Genomic DNA, 17,853 nt, shown 5'->3' on the forward strand with positions numbered 1-17,853 from the left:
TCCGCCGGCATCGGGAGCCCGCCGGTGTCAGAACGCGGCCTGGGCCGCGTACACCTCGCGGAGCCGCTGTGCGGTGATCCGGGCCTGGGCGGAAGGGAGCCGCTGCCCGGAGCGGCCGCGGGGAGCGCGGGGAGTGGCCGGCGGCGTGGACGACGGGCTGTCCGCGTCCGTGGAGGGTTGCGGAGCGGCGGGCGCGGACGAGGGCGCGGCGGTTCCGGACCGCGGCGTGGGACGGTCGACGAGCGTAGGGGTCGGCTCGGGGGCGACCTGCTCGTCGATGTCAGGCGCGGGGTCGGTCGGCGGGGTGGCGTCCGGGGGGAGCACCACGGCGTCAGGGGAGAGCATCACGGTCGGCCCTGTCGCCGGCGACGTGTTCGTCCCGGGGACTGCCGGAGCCGCCGGGACGGTGGGCGGCAGCGGGAGGGCGACCGTCGGCGGCAGGCTGTCGAGCAGATGCGAGGGAGCCGCCGTGTGCGTCGTGAGCCGGCGCCGCGCCTGGGCGACCTTGAAGCCCTGCGCCTCGATGACCGACCGGCACTGCTGGACGACGTCGCTCAGCGCCGGCCGGTCCTCCGCCCGGTGCGCGAGCATCGCCGTCAGCAGGGGCACCAGCTCGTCGGGGACCCCCGACAGGTCGGGAGCTGTTTCCGGGTCGGTGACCTGGTGGAAGAGGACGTGGATGTTCGCGGCCTGGTACGGGAGGTGCCCTGAGACGGCGAACAGCATCACGGCGCCGAGCGCGTGCACGTCGACCGCGGGGGTCAGCGGCCGGTCGCCCCGCGCCTGTTCGGGCGCCATGCAGGCCGGGGTGCCGACCACGGTGTTGGGCGCGGTCAGGGACACGCTCGACTCGGCGAACACCGCGAGCCCGAAGTCGATGATCTTCGGCCCGTTGGGGCCGAGCAGCACGTTCGCGGGCTTCAGGTCACGGTGCAGCAGACCCTGCTTGTGCACCGTGGCGAGCGCTTCGGCGAGCGTCGCCCCGAGGGAGGCGGCGAGCAGCGAGGGAAGCGGGCCGTGCAGGGCCACGTGCCGGCTCAGGTCGGGGCCCTCGATGTACTCGGTGGCCAGCCACGGCGGATCGGCCTCCGCGTCGGCGTCGAGCAGCGCCGCGATCCGCGCACCCCAGATCGTCTTGAGGATCTCCACTTCCTGGGCGAAGCGCTGCCGGGTCTCGGAGTCCACGACCGACGGCTTGATCACCTTCACGGCTGCGGGCTCCCCACCGGGTGACTCGCCCAGGTACACCTGCCCCATGCCACCGTGCCCGATGCGGCCGAGCAGCTCGTAGCCGCCCAGCTCGACGGGGTCGTGAGGGCTGAGGGGAGCGATGTGCACGAGGGGCCTTTCTGCTCGTGAGCGGGAGGACGGAGCTGACGTGTCCGGTCGCACCGCACACGGTATCCGGCCGGAGACCGGTGCCGTACGGGTGCGGACGCGGCCGGCTATCCGAGGTCGCGCCTGCGCTCCGCGAGGCACCGGACCCACAGTTCGTGGGCCCGGCGCGCCTCGTGCGCCGATTCCCGGGCGAAGGCCTCGTCGGCGAAACCCACGGCCGCGACCTGCTCCACCACGTGGACGAGGTGCGCGGCCACCTCGCGCAGGCGCTCGGCGTGCGCCTCACGCAGCCGTGGCGCCAGCTCCTCCTCGCGGGCGGCGATGGCCATCAGGTCGTCGAAACCCCCGTCGTCCGCGTACGCGGAAGGGAGAGCAGGCAGGTACGCCCCGGTGAGACGGCGCACGGCCGGCAGGGCGCGCTCGGCGGCCTCCTCCCGTCCGAGGACACGGTGCAGCAGCTCCCGGGCCCGGTCCGTGCCGCGGACGCGGGCGGAGACCGCGTCCAGGGCGTCCAGCTCCCGGCCGACGCCCGGCTCGTCCTCCGCCGCGAGGAGGGCGCCCAGCCGGGTGGCGATCGCCTGGGCCGTGGCCGACGCGTCGTCGATGACCTCGTAGCAGACGTCGAGCTCCTCGAAGGCGCGCTCGGCCGCGCGGATGGCGGCCGTCACCATGGCCGTGGTGTCGCCGTCGAACCGGCCGACCGCCTGGGCGAGCTGCGCGGACGTCATGGACAGCGCCGCCGGCAGGTCCTCGGTGTGCCGCTGCCTGGTCGGCCCGCTCGTCGTTCCGGTGCCCACCGTTCCCCCTCGCCGTGCCGGTGTTCCGCTCCCGATCATGGACGCCGGCCGCCGCGCAGGGCAACGCGCGGCCGGATCTGTGCCGGCCGAGGCGTCGGAGTTGGCCGGAAATACGCGAAGCGACGCCGAAGTGGATCACGAGCGCCCCACAATGCACCCGGCCGTACCCTCCGACCCAAGGACACCGATGCTCGATTCGTACCCGGAGTTCCAGCTGCGCCTGCCGTACGGCGGGCCCACGGCCAGGGGTCGGCTGCTGACCGAGAGCGGGACCAACGGCAGCCAGAAGATGGTGGTGCTCGCGGGCTCCCCGGCGCGACCCGACGTCGTCCCGTCGTTCCCGGAGAAGACGCCTTCCTCGTACCGCCTGCGCGAACGGCTCATCGCGGACGGGGTGATACGCGAAACGTCCACGTGGCCGGGCTGGCTCGAAGTGGTCGAGGACGTGGAGTGCAACTCGCCCTCCGCGGCGGGGGAGATCCTCCTTGGCCGCAGCAGCAACGGGTGGATGGAGTGGAAGACCGAGGACGGCCGGCCGCTCGCCGACTTCCTCGGCCAGGTGTGGTCGGGTCCGAGCCGCGCCTGGCTGGTGCGGGGGCCGCACTCGGCCGGCCCCGACCTGTTCCGGCGCGCGTGGCTCCCCGACGGCAGGGTGTCCCTGATCGCCGCCCACCTGCGCCCCGCCGCCACCCAGGGCATCAGCAAGGAACAGCTGCGCACCTTCGTCGATGAGGACTACGGGTCGACGGCGACGTACACCGAGAAGCCGCAGCTCGTCGAGGAGCTGCACGCCTTCCTCTCCCGGATGCGGCCCGGCGACACAGTGTGCGCACTCTCCGACGGCCGGCTCCACACCGGGAAGATCACGGGCAACGTCGAGCACGTCGTCGCCGACGACGGAAGCCGCGTCCTCTGGCGCCCCGTGGACTGGGGAGGCGACGGCTTCCCCTTGGACGAACTGCCGCAGGAACTGCGCCAGAAGCTCTCGTCGCGCCACGACGTGGTCGACCTCACCACCGTCAAGGCCGTCGTCGACGGCCTCGGGGTCAGCGACGAGGAACTCGTGGAGGAGGCCCTGGCCGACGGCACCGGGACCAGCGCCGAGCCCCTGGCCGTCACCGCCCGCCGCGACGTGGAGCTGCCAGAGCCCACCGAGGAGCTGCGGAAGGAACTCCACGTGCACCACCTCGAATGGCTGCGGGAGATCAGGCAGCTGCTCCACGACGAGAAACAGCTGATCTTCTACGGCCCTCCCGGGACGGGCAAGACTTTCCTCGCGCAGAAACTCGCCGAGTTCTTCGGCGGCGGACGGGAGCAGGTCGAGCTGGTCCAGTTCCACCCGTCGTACTCCTACGAGGACTTCTTCGAGGGCTTCCGCCCCCGCGAGGACCCCGGTACGCGCGAGGTCGCCTTCCGGCTCACGGCCGGCCCGCTGCGGGAGTTCGCCGAGCTGGCCCGCAGGGAGGGCAACCGGCATATCCCGCACTTCCTGGTCATCGACGAGATCAACCGGGCCAACCTCGCCAAGGTCTTCGGCGAGCTGTACTTCCTCCTCGAATACCGCGACCTGTCGGTGCGGCTGACCTACTCGGACGAGGACTTCTTCCTGCCCCGCAACCTCTTCGTCATCGGCACCATGAACACGGCCGACCGCTCGATCGCCCTCGTCGACGCGGCGATGCGCCGGCGCTTCGCGTTCGTCGAGCTGTCCCCGCGCATCGATCCGACCCGAGGGCTGCTGCGTTCCTGGCTGGAGGCCAAGGAGAAGGACGCCGAACCCGCGGACCTGCTCGACGCCCTCAACGCCCGCATCGACGGCCCCGACTTCAAGATCGGACCGTCGTACCTGATGAAGCCCGGCGTCTACCGCGAGGGCGGACTCGAACGGACCTGGCGGACCAAGATCCTTCCGCTCCTGGAGGAGCACCACTACGGCGAAGGCGTGGACATCGAGGGCCGCTACGGCCTGCCGGCACTCCGCAGGGCGCTCGCGTCACGCACCACCTCGCCCGAACCGGGCGACGGGACCGACGCGCAGTGACCACCGACGTCCCGCTCGTCGAACACGGACCCGCGCGCTCGGTCCGGCTCCCCGACGCCGTGGGGCGCGCACTTGCCGCCTCCAGGATCCTGGAAGAGGCAGGTCCGGATCCCTACGACCCGGGCGCCTGGCGACTGCGCGCCGGCAGCAAGGTAGGCGCCGTCACAGTCACCGCCCCAGGGGGCGAAGGCATGACGATGCGGATCACCCCCAAGGTGCCGATCGCCCGTCTCCTCTTCCTGCTCGGCTACAGCAGCGACCCCCTGGGCTGGCGGGACGGCATCGTGGACCTGGCCGCGCACGACGACCTCCTCCCGGCGTTCGCGCACGCCGTCGAGCGCCAGATCGACCGCGCACTGCGGCAGGGCCTGCTCCAGGGCTACCGGACGGCCGAGAAGTCGTCCCCCGTCATACGCGGCCGGCTCCGCGAGTCCGAACAGATCCGCCGCCGATTCGGCATGCCCGTGCCCGCGGAGGTGACGTACGACGAATTCACTACGGACATCGCCGAGAACCGCATCCTCCGTACGTCCGTCGACCGCCTCCTGCGCCTCCCCGGTGTCCCCCGGACCGTACGTACGCGCCTGATGCACCAGCGGTCCCGGCTGGTGGACATCACACCGCTCACCCGGGGGCAGACACCACCCGCTTGGTATCCGACGCGGCTCAACACCCGCTATCACCCGGCACTCCACCTCTCCGAGGCGGTGCTGAGGGGAGGGTCGGCCGAGCACCTGCCCGGGCAGCTACGCATGAACGGATTCCTGTTCGACATGAACGGCATCTACGAGGACTTCATCTGTACGGCACTACGGGAGGCCATGCGCCCCTACGGTGGCAGAAGTGTCCTCCAGGCCCGGAACATCCACATGGACGAAGGGGATGCGATCCGCCTGCGACCCGATTTCGTCTGGTACGGAGAGTCCGGCACCCCACTGATCGTCGCGGACGCCAAGTACAAGGCCCGCAGAAAACGCGGCTTTCCGAATGAGGACCTGTACCAAATGCTGGCCTACTGCACGGCCCTGGGGCTGCCGGAGGGGCACCTGGTGTACGCGAAGGGCAACGCCCCAAACATCAGTCACCGTGTGCGACATGCCGGTACAGTCCTCCACCAGCACGCCATTGACTTGGAACAGCAGCCCGCGGGGTTGCTTGCCGAGATCGACGCGCTGGCTCGGCGCATGCTTCACGGCTCAGCAATGTCGCGTCAGGGCAGCGCGCCCTCTGGGAGTTCCTCGAATACCTGAGCCGGTGCATGGGACGCACGGCTGAGCACCCCGAGTTGGAGACAGCTCGTTGTACGGGTCTTCTCCGATGGGGTGGCTGCTCCACATGATTCCGATGACGAATCACATAGAGCACCGACCAACCGTCCCCCAGGCTCCGGGGCCGGTAGTCTCCCGGTCCCGACCCAAAGTCCCAGACAAGTCCCACAGGCACCGACGAATCCCCTCCTGGCTCGCATACATGCAGGGTCAGGAGGGGATTAGCGGCGTTGTATCTGAGGCTGCTCAGATGTCCCGGAAGATCTCGATCTGCGCCCCCACCGAGTTCAGCCGCTCCGCCAGGTCCTCGTAGCCGCGGTTGATGACGTACACGTTCCGCAGCACCGACGTGCCCTCCGCCGCCATCATCGCCAGCAGGACGACCACCGCCGGGCGGAGGGCCGGGGGGCACATCATCTCGGCGGCGCGCCAGCGGGTGGGGCCCTCGACGAGGACGCGGTGGGGGTCGAGGAGCTGGAGGCGGCCGCCGAGGCGGTTGAGGTCGGTGAGGTAGATGGCGCGGTTGTCGTAGACCCAGTCGTGGATCAGGGTCTTGCCCTGGGCCGTGGCCGCGATCGCCGCGAAGAAGGGGACGTTGTCGATGTTGAGGCCCGGGAAGGGCATCGGGTGGATCTTGTCGATCGGCGCCTCCAGCTTGGAGGGGCGGACCGTCAGGTCGACCAGGCGGGTGCGGCCGTTGTCGGCCGGGTACTCGGCCGAGCGGTCGTGGTCGAGGCCCATCTCCTCCAGGACCGCGAGCTCGATCTCCATGAACTCGATCGGGACCCGGCGGATCGTCAGCTCCGACTCCGTGACCACGGCGGCGGCGAGCAGGCTCATCGCCTCGACCGGGTCCTCGGAGGGGGAGTAGTCGACGTCGACGTCGATGTCGGGGATGCCGTGCACCGTCAGGGTCGTGGTGCCGATGCCCTCCACCCGCACGCCCAGGGCCTCCAGGAAGAAGCACAGGTCCTGGACCATGTAGTTGGAGGAGGCGTTGCGGATGACGGTGACGCCGTCGTGGCGGGCGGCGGCGAGCAGGGCGTTCTCGGTCACCGTGTCGCCGCGCTCGGTCAGCACGATCGGGCGGTCCGGGGCCACCGAGCGCTCGACCCGGGCGTGGTAGAGGCCCTCGGTGGCGGTGATGTCGAGGCCGAAGCGGCGCAGCGCGATCATGTGCGGCTCGATCGTGCGCGTACCGAGGTCGCAGCCACCCGCGTACGGGAGCTTGAAGCGGTCCAGGCGGTGCAGCAGCGGGCCGAGGAACATGATGATGGAGCGGGTGCGGATGGCGGCCTCGGCGTCGATGGACTCCATCTCCAGCTCGGCCGGCGGCACGATCTCCAGGTCCACGCCCTCGTTGATCCAACGGGTGCGGACGCCGATGGAGTTGAGGACCTCCAGGAGGCGGAAGACCTCCTCGATCCGCGCCACCCGGCGCAGCACCGTGCGGCCCTTGTTGAGCAGCGAGGCGCAGAGCAGCGCGACACAGGCGTTCTTGCTGGTCTTGACGTCGATCGAGCCGGAGAGCCGGCGGCGGCCGACGACGCGCAGGTGCATCGGGCCGGCGTAGCCGAGGGAGACGATCTCGCTGTCGAGGGCTTCGCCGATGCGGGCGATCATCTCAAGGCTGATGTTCTGGTTGCCGCGTTCGATCCGGTTGACGGCGCTCTGGCTGGTGGCCAGGGCCTCGGCGAGCTGCGTCTGGGTCCAGCCGCGGTGCTGCCGCGCGTCACGGATGAGCTTGCCGATGCGTACGAGGTAGTCGTCTGCCATGGCGTCACGTTATCTCAGATATGAGATGTGTCGATCACCGGGGTGCGGCATTCGGGTGACGTGTCGTTATTTATGAGGCTATATGACCGTTTCGGTCTAGTCGGGGAGATCGAGCGCCGTGGGGTGTCGCGGCTCGTAGAGCGGCAGCTCGGTCCCGCTCGGCAGCCGCACCGCCGCGAGCAGCCCCCAGGACTGCTCGGTGATGGCCCGTGAGATCTCGGCGCCCCGGTCCTCCAGCTCGCTGAGGGTACGGGTGAGGTCCTCGCACATCAGATAGACCTCGTGCTTCGGCTCACCCTCGGTCGGGTGCACCGCGACCTCGGCCGGCGGCAGCCGGAAGACCAGCCACCCCCGCCCGGCGTCCACGTGGGGGAAGCCGACGACGTCCCTGAGGAAGGCCCGGTCGGCCTCCGCGTCCCGGGTGTAGAGGATGACGTGCGCGCCGCTGAACATGCTCCGAGCCTCCGCCCCCGGCCCCGCCCCGGCAACGCGCGCGCGTCCGAACGGAGTCACCCGTTCAGGGCCGCCCCGCCGGCGTCAGGCTCCACGTCCCGCGCGACCGCACGTACAGCAGCCCCGGCTTCCTCGGCGTGACCACCGTGCGGACGAAGGCGCCGTCCCCCTCGCACAGCGCCTGCCCGAGCCGGAGGTCCGGGCGCAGGACGTGCAGCGCGAAGGCGGATCCGGAGTGCTGGGCGACCCGGATGCGCTCCCGGCCGCCCGGGTGCCGCAGCACGTACGAACCGGCCGACGCCAGGCCGTCGTCCAGGAGCAGCGGGTCCAGCGAGGGGAGCGCGTCGAGCGGGTGCAGCCAGGCCCGCCAGCCCTTCGCGGTGTGCGTCCGGAGGTGGATCCCGGTCAGCCCGTCGGCCGGGACCGGCACGACCGCCCGGGTCAGCGCGGAAGCGTGGGTGAGGGGCTGCCGGACCGGCCCGTCCGAGGGTTGGGTCAGCTCCACCCAGGAGTTCTCGGCCCGCTCCAGGTGGACGACGAGCACCGCGGGCTCGGCCGCGCCCGTGCGGTGGAGCACGAGCCCCGTCCCGCCCCGGCCCTCCCGCCGCTGCCCGGTCCCGGTGTGCGCCGGCCAGGTCTGGTAGGCCTCGGCGGGCGGTGGTACGGGCGGGGCGGAGGGTGCGTCCGTGCCCTTCCCGGAGCCCGGCGCGGACCGGGGTCCCGGCGCGGACCGGGGGACGGGCTCAGGCTCGCGCAGCCCGCTCTCGATCGGCGGCAGGCCCTCCGCGAGCCGCACGGCGTCGGCGGCGCACACGGCGATCGTCCGGGCCGCGCCGCCGGGCGGCGCCCAGCGGACCTCCTCGGCGGCGCGCCCGTGGCGCGGGTCGAAGAAGCAGAGGGGGAGGCGGTGCGGTCGCGGACGGCCGTCGAGCGCGGTGTCCACACAGGCCAGGGCGTATCGGCCCGCGTCGAGGGAGCGCAGCACGTCGGCGGCGTCGCGCAGCGTCCGGTCGCCGACGAAGTCCCGCTTGGCCTGCTCGTACGCGTCCAGGGCGCGCTGGTAGTCGGCGAGGAGCACGGGGTCGTGCGCCGTGTGGTCGGGCGTGAAGGGGTGCGCGGCGAGCGCCTCCCCGAACGCCGTGATCTCCGCGTCCACCCGGGCCAGGTCGCGCTCCGCCCGGTCCGCGCCCTCCTCGCGTCCGCGCCCCCGGAACAGGCCCCGGATCGCCCCCACCACGCCGTCGCTCATGCGCGTGATCGTAGGGCGTGGCTGCGCGGGGCGTCCGGCCGCCCCGGACCCCTGCCCCGGCCGCCCTGCGCGCGCCCCGGCCCCGGCCCCGGCCGCCCCTGCCCGTGTCCCGCCCCGCTGGCCTCGTGCCCCGCTCCACGGCCGTTCCGCCCGCGCCCGGGCCCCGGCTGCACCCGAAGCCCCCTCGTACGGGAGGGGTGCCCCTGCGCCCGCCCGGCCGCCGCCCTGCCTCCACCCGCCCGGGAAGCCCCTCCGCGGCCGTCCCGCCCGTGCCCCGGCCCCGCCACGCGAGATCCGGCCGGGCCGGGGCATGACCGACCGCCGGTGATGTACTAGAGTTATCTCGACATCGAGATATCTGCCGAGGCGCACCGCTGCCGCCACCCTGGTAAGGGTTACCTAACTTAGCCTTACCTTAGCGGATCGACGACGTGTACGTGGCGGCAGGATGTGGTGGAACGCGCACATATATGAAGGAGACTGTCGTGTCGGCGAACAGCTTCGACGCCCGCAGCACGCTGCGCGTGGGCGACGAGTCGTACGAGATCTTCAAGCTGGACAAGGTCGAGGGCTCCGCGCGCCTCCCCTACAGCCTGAAGGTCCTCCTGGAGAACCTGCTCCGCACCGAGGACGGCGCGAACATCACCGCCGACCACATCCGGGCCCTGGGCAACTGGGACTCCCAGGCCCAGCCGAGCCAGGAGATCCAGTTCACGCCGGCCCGCGTGATCATGCAGGACTTCACCGGTGTGCCCTGTGTCGTCGACCTGGCCACCATGCGTGAGGCCGTCGCGGCGCTCGGCGGCGACCCGGCGAAGATCAACCCGCTGTCCCCGGCCGAGATGGTCATCGACCACTCCGTCATCGCCGACAAGTTCGGCACCAACGACGCGTTCGCGCAGAACGTCGAGCTGGAGTACGGCCGCAACAAGGAGCGCTACCAGTTCCTGCGCTGGGGCCAGACCGCCTTCGACGACTTCAAGGTCGTCCCGCCGGGCACCGGCATCGTCCACCAGGTGAACATCGAGCACCTGGCCCGCACGGTCATGGTCCGCAACGGCCAGGCCTACCCCGACACCCTCGTCGGCACCGACTCCCACACCACCATGGTCAACGGCCTCGGTGTGCTCGGCTGGGGCGTCGGCGGCATCGAGGCCGAGGCCGCGATGCTCGGCCAGCCGGTCTCCATGCTCATCCCGCGCGTCGTCGGCTTCAAGCTGACCGGCGAGCTGCCCACCGGCACCACCGCCACCGACCTCGTGCTGACCATCACCGAGATGCTGCGCAAGCACGGTGTCGTCGGCAAGTTCGTCGAGTTCTACGGCGAGGGCGTGGCCGCCACCTCGCTCGCCAACCGCGCCACCATCGGCAACATGTCGCCGGAGTTCGGCTCCACCGCCGCGGTCTTCCCGATCGACGACGAGACCCTGAACTACCTCAAGCTCACCGGCCGCTCCGAGCAGCAGGTCGCGCTCGTCGAGGCGTACGCCAAGGAGCAGGGCCTCTGGCTGGACCCGAAGGCCGAGCCGGACTTCTCCGAGAAGCTGGAGCTCGACCTCTCCACCGTCGTCCCGTCGATCGCCGGCCCGAAGCGCCCGCAGGACCGCATCGTCCTCGCGAACGCCGCCGAGCAGTTCAAGAGCGACGTCCTCAACTACGTCGCCACCGCCGACGAGGCCGGCGAGGAGTCCTTCCCGGCGTCCGACGCCCCGGCCGCCACCAACGGCGTCCCGTCGAACCCGGTCCAGGTCACCGCCCCCGACGGCACGACCTACACCCTCGACCACGGTGCGGTGACGGTCGCGGCCATCACCTCCTGCACCAACACCTCGAACCCGTACGTCATGGTCGCCGCCGCGCTCGTCGCGAAGAAGGCCGTGGAGAAGGGCCTGACCCGCAAGCCGTGGGTCAAGACCACCCTCGCCCCGGGCTCGAAGGTCGTCACCGACTACTTCGACAAGGCGGGCCTCACCCCGTACCTCGACAAGGTCGGCTTCAACCTCGTCGGCTACGGCTGCACCACCTGCATCGGCAACTCCGGCCCGCTGCCGGAGGAGGTCTCCAAGGCCGTCAACGAGCACGACCTCGCGGTCACCTCGGTCCTCTCCGGCAACCGGAACTTCGAGGGCCGCATCAACCCCGACGTCAAGATGAACTACCTGGCCTCCCCGCCGCTGGTCGTCGCGTACGCCATCGCGGGCTCCATGAAGGTGGACATCACCAAGGACGCGCTCGGCACCGACACCGAGGGCAACCCGGTCTACCTCAAGGACATCTGGCCCTCCGAGGCCGAGGTCAACGACGTCGTCGCCAACGCCATCGGCGAGGACATGTTCTCCAAGTCCTACCAGGACGTCTTCGCGGGCGACGCCCAGTGGCAGGCGCTGTCGATCCCGACCGGCAACACCTTCGAGTGGGACCCGGAGTCGACCTACGTCCGCAAGCCCCCGTACTTCGAGGGCATGACGATGGAGACCACCCCGGTCACCGACATCTCCGGTGCCCGCGTCCTCGCCAAGCTCGGCGACTCGGTCACCACCGACCACATCTCCCCGGCCGGTGCCATCAAGGCCGACACCCCGGCCGGCAAGTACCTCACCGAGCACGGTGTGGAGCGTCGTGACTTCAACTCCTACGGCTCGCGCCGAGGCAACCACGAGGTCATGATCCGCGGCACCTTCGCCAACATCCGCCTGCGCAACCAGATCGCGCCGGGCACCGAGGGCGGCTTCACGCGTGACTTCACGCAGGAGGGCGGCCCGGTCTCCTTCATCTACGACGCCTCGCAGAACTACCAGGCCGCCGGCATCCCGCTGGTCATCCTCGGTGGCAAGGAGTACGGCTCCGGCTCGTCCCGCGACTGGGCGGCCAAGGGCACCGCGCTCCTCGGCGTCAAGGCCGTCATCACCGAGTCGTACGAGCGCATCCACCGCTCGAACCTCATCGGCATGGGCGTCCTCCCGCTGCAGTTCCCGGCCGGCCAGTCGGCCGAGTCGCTGGGCCTGACCGGCGAGGAGACCTTCTCCATCACCGGCATCACCGAGCTCAACGAGGGCCGCACCCCGAGCACGGTGAAGGTCACCACCGACACCGGTGTCGAGTTCGACGCGGTCGTCCGCATCGACACCCCCGGTGAGGCGGACTACTACCGCAACGGCGGCATCATGCAGTACGTGCTGCGCAACCTGATCCGCGGCTAGCAGCCAAGGGATCGGACGGAAGGGCCCTCTCCCCGGCGGGGAGAGGGCCCTTCCTCGTGTCCGGCGGGCGTCAGCCCAGCAGCTCCACCTCCGCCAGCTCACCCGGACCGGCCGGCACCAGCCGGTACTTCGCGTACGCGGCCGGCTTCGCCACCGAGAACACGCGGGTCTGCCGGGCCCAGGCGAAGGACTCGCCCGTCCGCCGGTCCAGGTCCGTCCAGGTCACGCCGTCCGCCGAGCCCTGGAGCACCCACCCCGCCGGCGCCTTCGTGCGGTCCGCCGAGGAGGTCAGGGTGTACTGGACCGCCCTGCCCGCCGCCGGCACCGGCAGCTCCAGCGCGCCGGCCACCGGCCCGGCCGTCGCCGAGGTGTCGTCGAAGAGCGGGCCCGTGCCGCGCGGCACCAGGTCCGTCCGCGGCGCCGGCACCCTGTCGTCCCGGGTGATCGACACCGGGGCCGCCGAGGCGCCCGTGCCCCAGGCCGAGGGCTCCGGGCCCATGTCGAACTTCAGCGTGCCGCCCTTCGCGAGCAGCGCGTGCGGCAGCGCCGTCGAGTTCCAGGCCACGCCGTTCACCTTCACGCCCTGGACGTAGACGTTCCGGGCGCTGTTGCGCGGGGCCTCCACGACCAGGGTGCGCCCGTTGTCCATCCGCACGGTCGCCTTGGTGAAGAGCGGCGAGCCGATCGCGTACTCCCCGCTGCCCATCACCAGCGGGTAGAAGCCGAGCGCGGAGAACAGGAACCAGGCCGACTGCTCGCCGTTGTCCTCGTCGCCGTGGTAGCCCTGCCCGATCTCGCTGCCGGTGTAGAGCCGCGACAGCACCTCGCGCACCTTCTCGGCCGTCTTCCAGGGCTGCCCGGCCGCATCGTACATGTACGGCACGTGGTGCGCGACCTGGTTGGAGTGCCCGTACATGCCCATCCGCACGTCCCGGGCCTCGGTCATCTCGTGGATGACGCTGCCGTAGGAGCCGGCCACGTCGGGCGAGGCCGTCTCGGGCGTCGAGAAGTAGGCGTCCAGCTTCTTCGCGAGGCCGGCCCGTCCGCCGTACAGGTTGGCCAGGCCCCGGGAGTCCTGCGGCGCGGTGAAGGCGTAGCCCCAGCCGTTGGTCTCCGTGTAGTCGTGACCCCAGATCCGCGGGTCGTACGACTCCGAGGGCACCCGCCAGGCGCCGTTCGCGTCCCGGCCCTGGAAGAAGCCGGCCTTGGCGTCGAAGAGCGAGACGTACCTGCGGGCCCGGTCGAGGAAGTACGCCGACTCCTCCGCGTACCGCTTCTTCCCGGTCTTCGCGTGGAGCGCCCGGCCCATCTGCGCGATGCCGTAGTCGTTGAGGTAGCCCTCCAGGGACCAGGACAGGCCCTCGTGGGTCGCGGTGGAGGCGTAGCCGGTGAAGACGGAGGTCGTGGTGCCCTTGCGGCCGACGCCCGCGCTCGGCGGGGCGACGGTGGCGTTCTTCAGGGCCGCCTCGTACGCCGCCTCCGCGTCGAAGTCGACGCCCTTCACGTACGCGTCGGCGAAGGCCACGTCGGAGGAGGTGCCGGTCATCAGGTCCGCGTAGCCGGGGGAGGACCAGCGGGAGATCCAGCCGCCGTCCTTGTACTGCTGCACGAAGCCGTCGACCAGCTCGCCCGCCTTCTTCGGGGTGAGGAAGGAGTAGGCCGGCCAGGTGGTGCGGTAGGTGTCCCAGAAGCCGTTGTTGACGTACGCCTTGCCCTCGACGATCCTCGCGCCGGTACGGGTCGGGGTGTCGGGCCCGGCCGGGGCGGAGAAGGGGCTGGCGTAGCGGTAGGTCGAACCGACCTTCTCGAAGGCCGAGTTGGGGTAGAGGTAGAGCCGGTAGAGGCTGGAGTAGAGGGTGACCAGCTGGTCGTGGCTCGCGCCCTCCACGGTGACCCGGCCGAGCACCTCGTCCCAGGCGTCCTGGGCCCGCTCGCGCACGGTCTCGAAGGAGGTGCCCTCCGGGATCTCGTCCGAGAGGTTGGCCCTGGCCTGCTCGACGGAGATCAGCGAGGTCGCGATCCGCAGCTGGACCGTCCGGTCGGCGCCCGCGTCGAAGCGGAGGCTCCCCTTCACGCCCTGGGCGGCGGAGTCGGTGACCGGCGCGTCGAAGACGCCGTAGACGAACATCCGGCCGGCGCCGGTGGACAGCCCGCTCCTCACGTCCGAGTAGGCGGTGAAGGAGCGGCTCGCCGGGTCGAGGGTGAGACCGCCCTGGCCGGTGACGTTGTCGAGGACCACGCTCGCGTCCTCGCCGGGGAAGCGGAAGCGCATCAGGGCGGCGTGGTCGGCCGGCGCGATCTCCGCCTTCAGGCCGTTGGTGAAGGTCACCCCGTAGGCGTACGGCTTCGCCGACTCGTCGGCGTGCCGGAACGGCAGCGCGCGGGCCGCCTTGTCGGTCGGCACGGTCCCGGCCGCCGCCGAGGGCATCACCTGGAAGGTCTGCCGGTCGCCCATCCAGGGGCTCGGCTGGTGGCTGACGGACAGCGCCTGGAGGGCCGGCAGGTTGTCGGCGTTGTTGCCGCGCGCGTACTCGTAGATCCAGCTCTGGGTCGCCGCGTTGGTCACCGGCGTCCAGAAGTTGAAGCCGTGCGGGACGGCGGTCGCGGGGAAGGTGTTGCCGCGCGAGAAGGAGCCCGAGGAGTTGGTGCCGCGGGTGGTCGAGGCGTACTCGGAGAGGCGCTCGTACGGCTGCTGCGGGGCCTTCGGCGCGATCGACAGGTCGTCGAGCCAGCCCTGGAACTTCCCGGGGCCCTCGGGTGAGTCGTACGCCAGCAGGATCCGGTCCACCGTCTTGCCGTTCGCGACCTCGCCGATCCGGGAGGTGACCTGGTTCCACTGGTTGACGTAGAGGCGCTTGGCAGCGGCCTGGCCCTGCGGGGTGAGGGCCCCGCCGTGGGAGTCCGTGGCGCCGAGCTCGCTCAGATACGTGCCGTCGGTGAAGGCCAGGTCCACGGACACGTGGGTGGCGGGGTAGTTGAGGTCGGTCTCGGAGGCCGACATCGACGGGAAGACCTTGTAGGACAGCTCGGTGTTGCGGCCGACGCGGGTGTCGACGTCGAAGACCTTGTTGTACGAGTAGGCCCGGCCCTCGCCCTGGTGGGTGCCCGCGTAGCGCAGCGCGCGCTTCCCGGTGAAGCCGACCCCGGCCTTGGCGGTGGGGGAGCCGCTGGGGCCGCGGTCGACGGCGCTGCGCATGTCCTCGGGGACCGGCTGGGAGGTGTCGCCGTTGGAGAACTGCACGTCGGCGAGCTGGGTGAGGCCCGCGCCGGCGTTCTTCGTGATCTCCAGGCGGTAGTGGGCGTAGGCGGTCGCGCCGCCGCCGGCCGCGCCGGGGACGTCGTAGCTCCTCGTCTCGAAGCGCTTGGCGAAGGACTCGCCGGTGCGGGTGTCGAGGACGGTCCAGTGCGTGCCGTCCGCCGAGCCCTTGAGGACCCAGTCCTTCGGGTCGCGCTCGGCGGCGTCGTTGGCCGAGGTGAGCGCGTAGGTGGCGAGCTTCACCGGCTCGTCGAGGTCGAACTCCAGCCAGGCGGTGGGCTCGAAGACCAGCCACTTGGTGCCGGCCTGGAGGTCGACGAGGTTCTCCTTGACCTCGCCGGAGCCGGCGTTCTCGCCGCTGGCGCGCACGGCGGTCACCCGGTCGGTGACGTTGCCGGGGATGCCGGTGGCGAACCCGCCGTCGACGCCGGAGGCGTGCTTCTTTCCGTCGGGGCCGACGTCGACGGTGTTCCGCCAGGTCGGCTGTGTCTCGTCCGCTTCGAAGGAGGTGGTGAACGTGTCGGCGGTGGTGCCGGATTCGCCCGATCGGCCCGGAAGCGCCTGAGCCACCGTGGGGGTGAGGCTCAGGACGAGTGCCGCCGAGGCCGCGAGGGCGACCGTTCTGAGGTGGGGACGCATGCCGTGTGGTCGCTCCTGCCGCTGGTTCTAGACAACGTTGTCAAACCGATTGCGCGAGACCCCAGGAGACGGGTGAATGATGCCCCCTGTCAAGGGTGTTGACGACAATCGGCAGGAGGAAACGGGGCAGAAACGCCCTCGTGAATCCGCAGGTCTCAACTCGGAGAAGACTGCGCGGGAAAGCTGGTTTCGATCTTGCTCCCGCGAAGGGAAGTGGACTATACCTGTCGGCGTCCAGCCCGTCGTCGCGGAACTCGCGGAAACCAACGGCGGCCCGACGCCTGCACGACCCAGCTGCAATTGACCGCGGTGGCGGGGCCCTTCGCCTGAGGCGAACTCTGTACGGGCGACCGGTACACCGCCTGAGTCCTGAATGAAGGCGAGGACTTGAGCATGGGATCCACCTCCGCCCCGAAGAACGAGGGCCTCGGCCGTCGCGATCTGATCAAGCGTTCCGCCGCACTCGGTCTGATCTCGGTGCCCACCATGAGTTTCCTGTCCGCGTGCGCTTCCAGCGGCGGCGACGACTCCTCCTCCGACAAGCCCAAGGGCGAGAAGACGAAGGACAATCCGTTCGGCCTCACCAAGGGCGGCAAGATCGACGTCGTCGTCTTCAAGGGCGGTTACGGCGACGAGTACGCCAAGGCGTGGGAAGCCGCCTTCAACAAGAAGTGGGGCGTCACCGCCACCCACACCGGCACCCAGGAGATCACCGGCAAGCTCCAGCCGCGCTTCAACGCCGGCAACCCGCCGGACATCGTCGACGACTCCGGCGCCCAGAAGATCAAGATCGACGTGCTGCACAAGAACGGGCAGCTGCTCGACCTCGCCGAGGTCCTCGACGCACCCTCCGTCGACGACCCGAACAAGAAGGTCCGCGACACCCTCATCCCCGGCACCATCGACGCCGGCCTCCAGGAGGGCAAGGTCGTCGCCCTCAACTACATCTACACGGTGTGGGGCCTGTGGTACTCCGGCAAGCTCTTCAAGGAGAAGGGCTGGACCGAGCCCAAGACCTGGGACGAGTTCCTCGCCATCTGCAAGGACGCCACCGCCCAGGGCATCGGCGGCCTCGCCCACCAGGGCAAGTACCCGTACTACATCAACGTCGCCATCATGGACCTGATCGCCAAGACCGGCGGCCTGGAGGCCATGAAGGCCATCGACAACCTCGACCCCAAGGCCTTCGTCGGCTCCGACGCCGCCAAGCAGGCCGTCGAGGCGATCTACGAGGTGGTCGAGAAGGGCTACCTCATGCCCGGCACCAACGGCCTGGAGCACACCGAGTCCCAGACCCGCTGGAACCAGTACAAGGCCGCCTTCATCACCTGCGGCTCCTGGCTGGAGAACGAGCAGCTGAAGCAGACCCCGGCGGACTTCGACATGAAGTTCATGCCGATGCCGCTGCTGCCCGGCAGCAAGATGCCCTACGAGGCGATCCGGGCCGGCTCCGGCGAGCCCTTCATCATCCCGGCCAAGGCGAAGAACCTGGCCGAGGCGAAGGAGTTCATGCGCCTGATGCTCTCCAAGGAGTGGTCGACGCTCTTCGCCAAGGAGGCCAACTCCCTCACCATCCTCGCCGACGGCGTGGACCCGAGCGTCAAGCTGCGCCCGGGCACCCAGTCCACGGTCGAGGCCTCCAAGAAGGCCGGCACCAACACCTTCCGTTACCTGTACACCGAGTGGTACAGCGAGATGGACACCGAGATCCAGAACGCCTCCAACGAGCTGATGGCCAAGCGCATCCAGCCCGCGGAATGGCTGAAGCGGGCCCAGGCGGCGGTCGACAAGGCCGCCAAGGACCCGGCGTCCAAGAAGAACCACCGCGACTGACGC

Annotated in this window: 10 protein-coding genes; 4 read left to right on the forward strand and 6 right to left on the reverse strand. The window is 70.6% G+C overall.

The annotated features are described in order from the left end of the window. Window positions 1–27: 27 nt before the first annotated feature. Window positions 28–1,338: a protein kinase gene (locus ACIGW2_RS19860; RefSeq protein WP_399844734.1), complete on the reverse strand. Its 1,311-nt coding sequence runs from the start codon at window positions 1,336–1,338 to the stop codon at window positions 28–30. 107 nt (window positions 1,339–1,445) lie between these two features. Continuing rightward, the gene (locus tag ACIGW2_RS19865; RefSeq protein WP_399844736.1) at window positions 1,446–2,135 is read right to left on the reverse strand and encodes a hypothetical protein; all 690 of its coding nucleotides are present in this window, start codon (window positions 2,133–2,135) and stop codon (window positions 1,446–1,448) included. A 187-nt stretch (window positions 2,136–2,322) separates the two neighbouring features. On the opposite strand from ACIGW2_RS19865, the gene ACIGW2_RS19870 reads away from it, so the two are divergent. Both ACIGW2_RS19870 and ACIGW2_RS19875 read left to right on the forward strand, forming a co-directional pair. Then, the gene (locus ACIGW2_RS19870; RefSeq protein WP_399844738.1) at window positions 2,323–4,176 is read left to right on the forward strand and encodes a DUF4357 domain-containing protein; all 1,854 of its coding nucleotides are present in this window, start codon (window positions 2,323–2,325) and stop codon (window positions 4,174–4,176) included. After that, window positions 4,173–5,426, forward strand: a complete 1,254-nt coding sequence (locus tag ACIGW2_RS19875; protein ID WP_399844740.1) for an McrC family protein — start codon at window positions 4,173–4,175, stop codon at window positions 5,424–5,426. Before ACIGW2_RS19870 ends, ACIGW2_RS19875 begins: the two co-directional genes overlap by 4 nt. Window positions 5,427–5,690: 264 nt before the next feature. On the opposite strand, the gene ACIGW2_RS19880 is transcribed toward ACIGW2_RS19875, so the two are convergent. The 3 genes from ACIGW2_RS19880 to ACIGW2_RS19890 form a co-directional block, all read right to left on the reverse strand. Next, entirely contained in the window at window positions 5,691–7,220 is a 1,530-nt protein-coding gene (locus ACIGW2_RS19880; RefSeq protein WP_356068320.1) for a UDP-N-acetylglucosamine 1-carboxyvinyltransferase, read from the reverse strand. Window positions 7,221–7,316: 96 nt separating this feature from the next. Beyond that, complete coding sequence (locus tag ACIGW2_RS19885) at window positions 7,317–7,673, reverse strand: VOC family protein (RefSeq protein ID WP_391653487.1); 357 nt, start codon at window positions 7,671–7,673, stop codon at window positions 7,317–7,319. 64 nt (window positions 7,674–7,737) lie between these two features. Beyond that, window positions 7,738–8,922, reverse strand: coding sequence for a hypothetical protein (locus tag ACIGW2_RS19890; protein ID WP_399844743.1), 1,185 nt, complete (start codon window positions 8,920–8,922; stop codon window positions 7,738–7,740). 470 nt (window positions 8,923–9,392) lie between these two features. Between ACIGW2_RS19890 and acnA the strand changes: the two genes are divergently transcribed. Continuing rightward, a complete protein-coding gene (gene acnA, locus ACIGW2_RS19895) occupies window positions 9,393–12,122 on the forward strand; it encodes an aconitate hydratase AcnA (RefSeq protein ID WP_391653485.1) in 2,730 nt (909 codons plus the stop codon). Window positions 12,123–12,192: 70 nt separating this feature from the next. On the opposite strand, the gene ACIGW2_RS19900 is transcribed toward acnA, so the two are convergent. Further along, entirely contained in the window at window positions 12,193–16,017 is a 3,825-nt protein-coding gene (locus ACIGW2_RS19900) for a GH92 family glycosyl hydrolase (RefSeq protein ID WP_399844745.1), read from the reverse strand. A gap of 393 nt (window positions 16,018–16,410) precedes the next feature. Here ACIGW2_RS19900 and ngcE point away from each other — a divergent pair, with 393 nt between their 5' ends. Further along, window positions 16,411–17,850, forward strand: a complete 1,440-nt coding sequence (gene ngcE / locus ACIGW2_RS19905) for an N-acetylglucosamine/diacetylchitobiose ABC transporter substrate-binding protein (RefSeq protein ID WP_356068330.1) — start codon at window positions 16,411–16,413, stop codon at window positions 17,848–17,850. The last annotated feature ends 3 nt before the right edge of the window (window positions 17,851–17,853 follow it).

It is taken from the genome of Streptomyces sp. NPDC053541 (genome assembly GCF_044544705.1).
Classification (GTDB): domain Bacteria; phylum Actinomycetota; class Actinomycetes; order Streptomycetales; family Streptomycetaceae; genus Streptomyces.

Excerpts from the sequence above, each read along its gene's own strand:
- ACIGW2_RS19870 (WP_399844738.1), top strand. The coding sequence starts at position 2,323 with ATGCTCGATTCGTACCCGGAGTTCCAGCTGCGCCTGCCGTACGGCGGG.
- ACIGW2_RS19880 (WP_356068320.1), bottom strand. The coding sequence starts at position 7,220 with ATGGCAGACGACTACCTCGTACGCATCGGCAAGCTCATCCGTGACGCG.
- ACIGW2_RS19885 (WP_391653487.1), bottom strand. The coding sequence starts at position 7,673 with ATGTTCAGCGGCGCGCACGTCATCCTCTACACCCGGGACGCGGAGGCC.
- ACIGW2_RS19890 (WP_399844743.1), bottom strand. The coding sequence starts at position 8,922 with ATGAGCGACGGCGTGGTGGGGGCGATCCGGGGCCTGTTCCGGGGGCGC.
- acnA (WP_391653485.1), top strand. The coding sequence starts at position 9,393 with ATGAAGGAGACTGTCGTGTCGGCGAACAGCTTCGACGCCCGCAGCACG.
- ACIGW2_RS19900 (WP_399844745.1), bottom strand. The coding sequence starts at position 16,017 with ATGCGTCCCCACCTCAGAACGGTCGCCCTCGCGGCCTCGGCGGCACTC.
- ngcE (WP_356068330.1), top strand. The coding sequence starts at position 16,411 with ATGGGATCCACCTCCGCCCCGAAGAACGAGGGCCTCGGCCGTCGCGAT.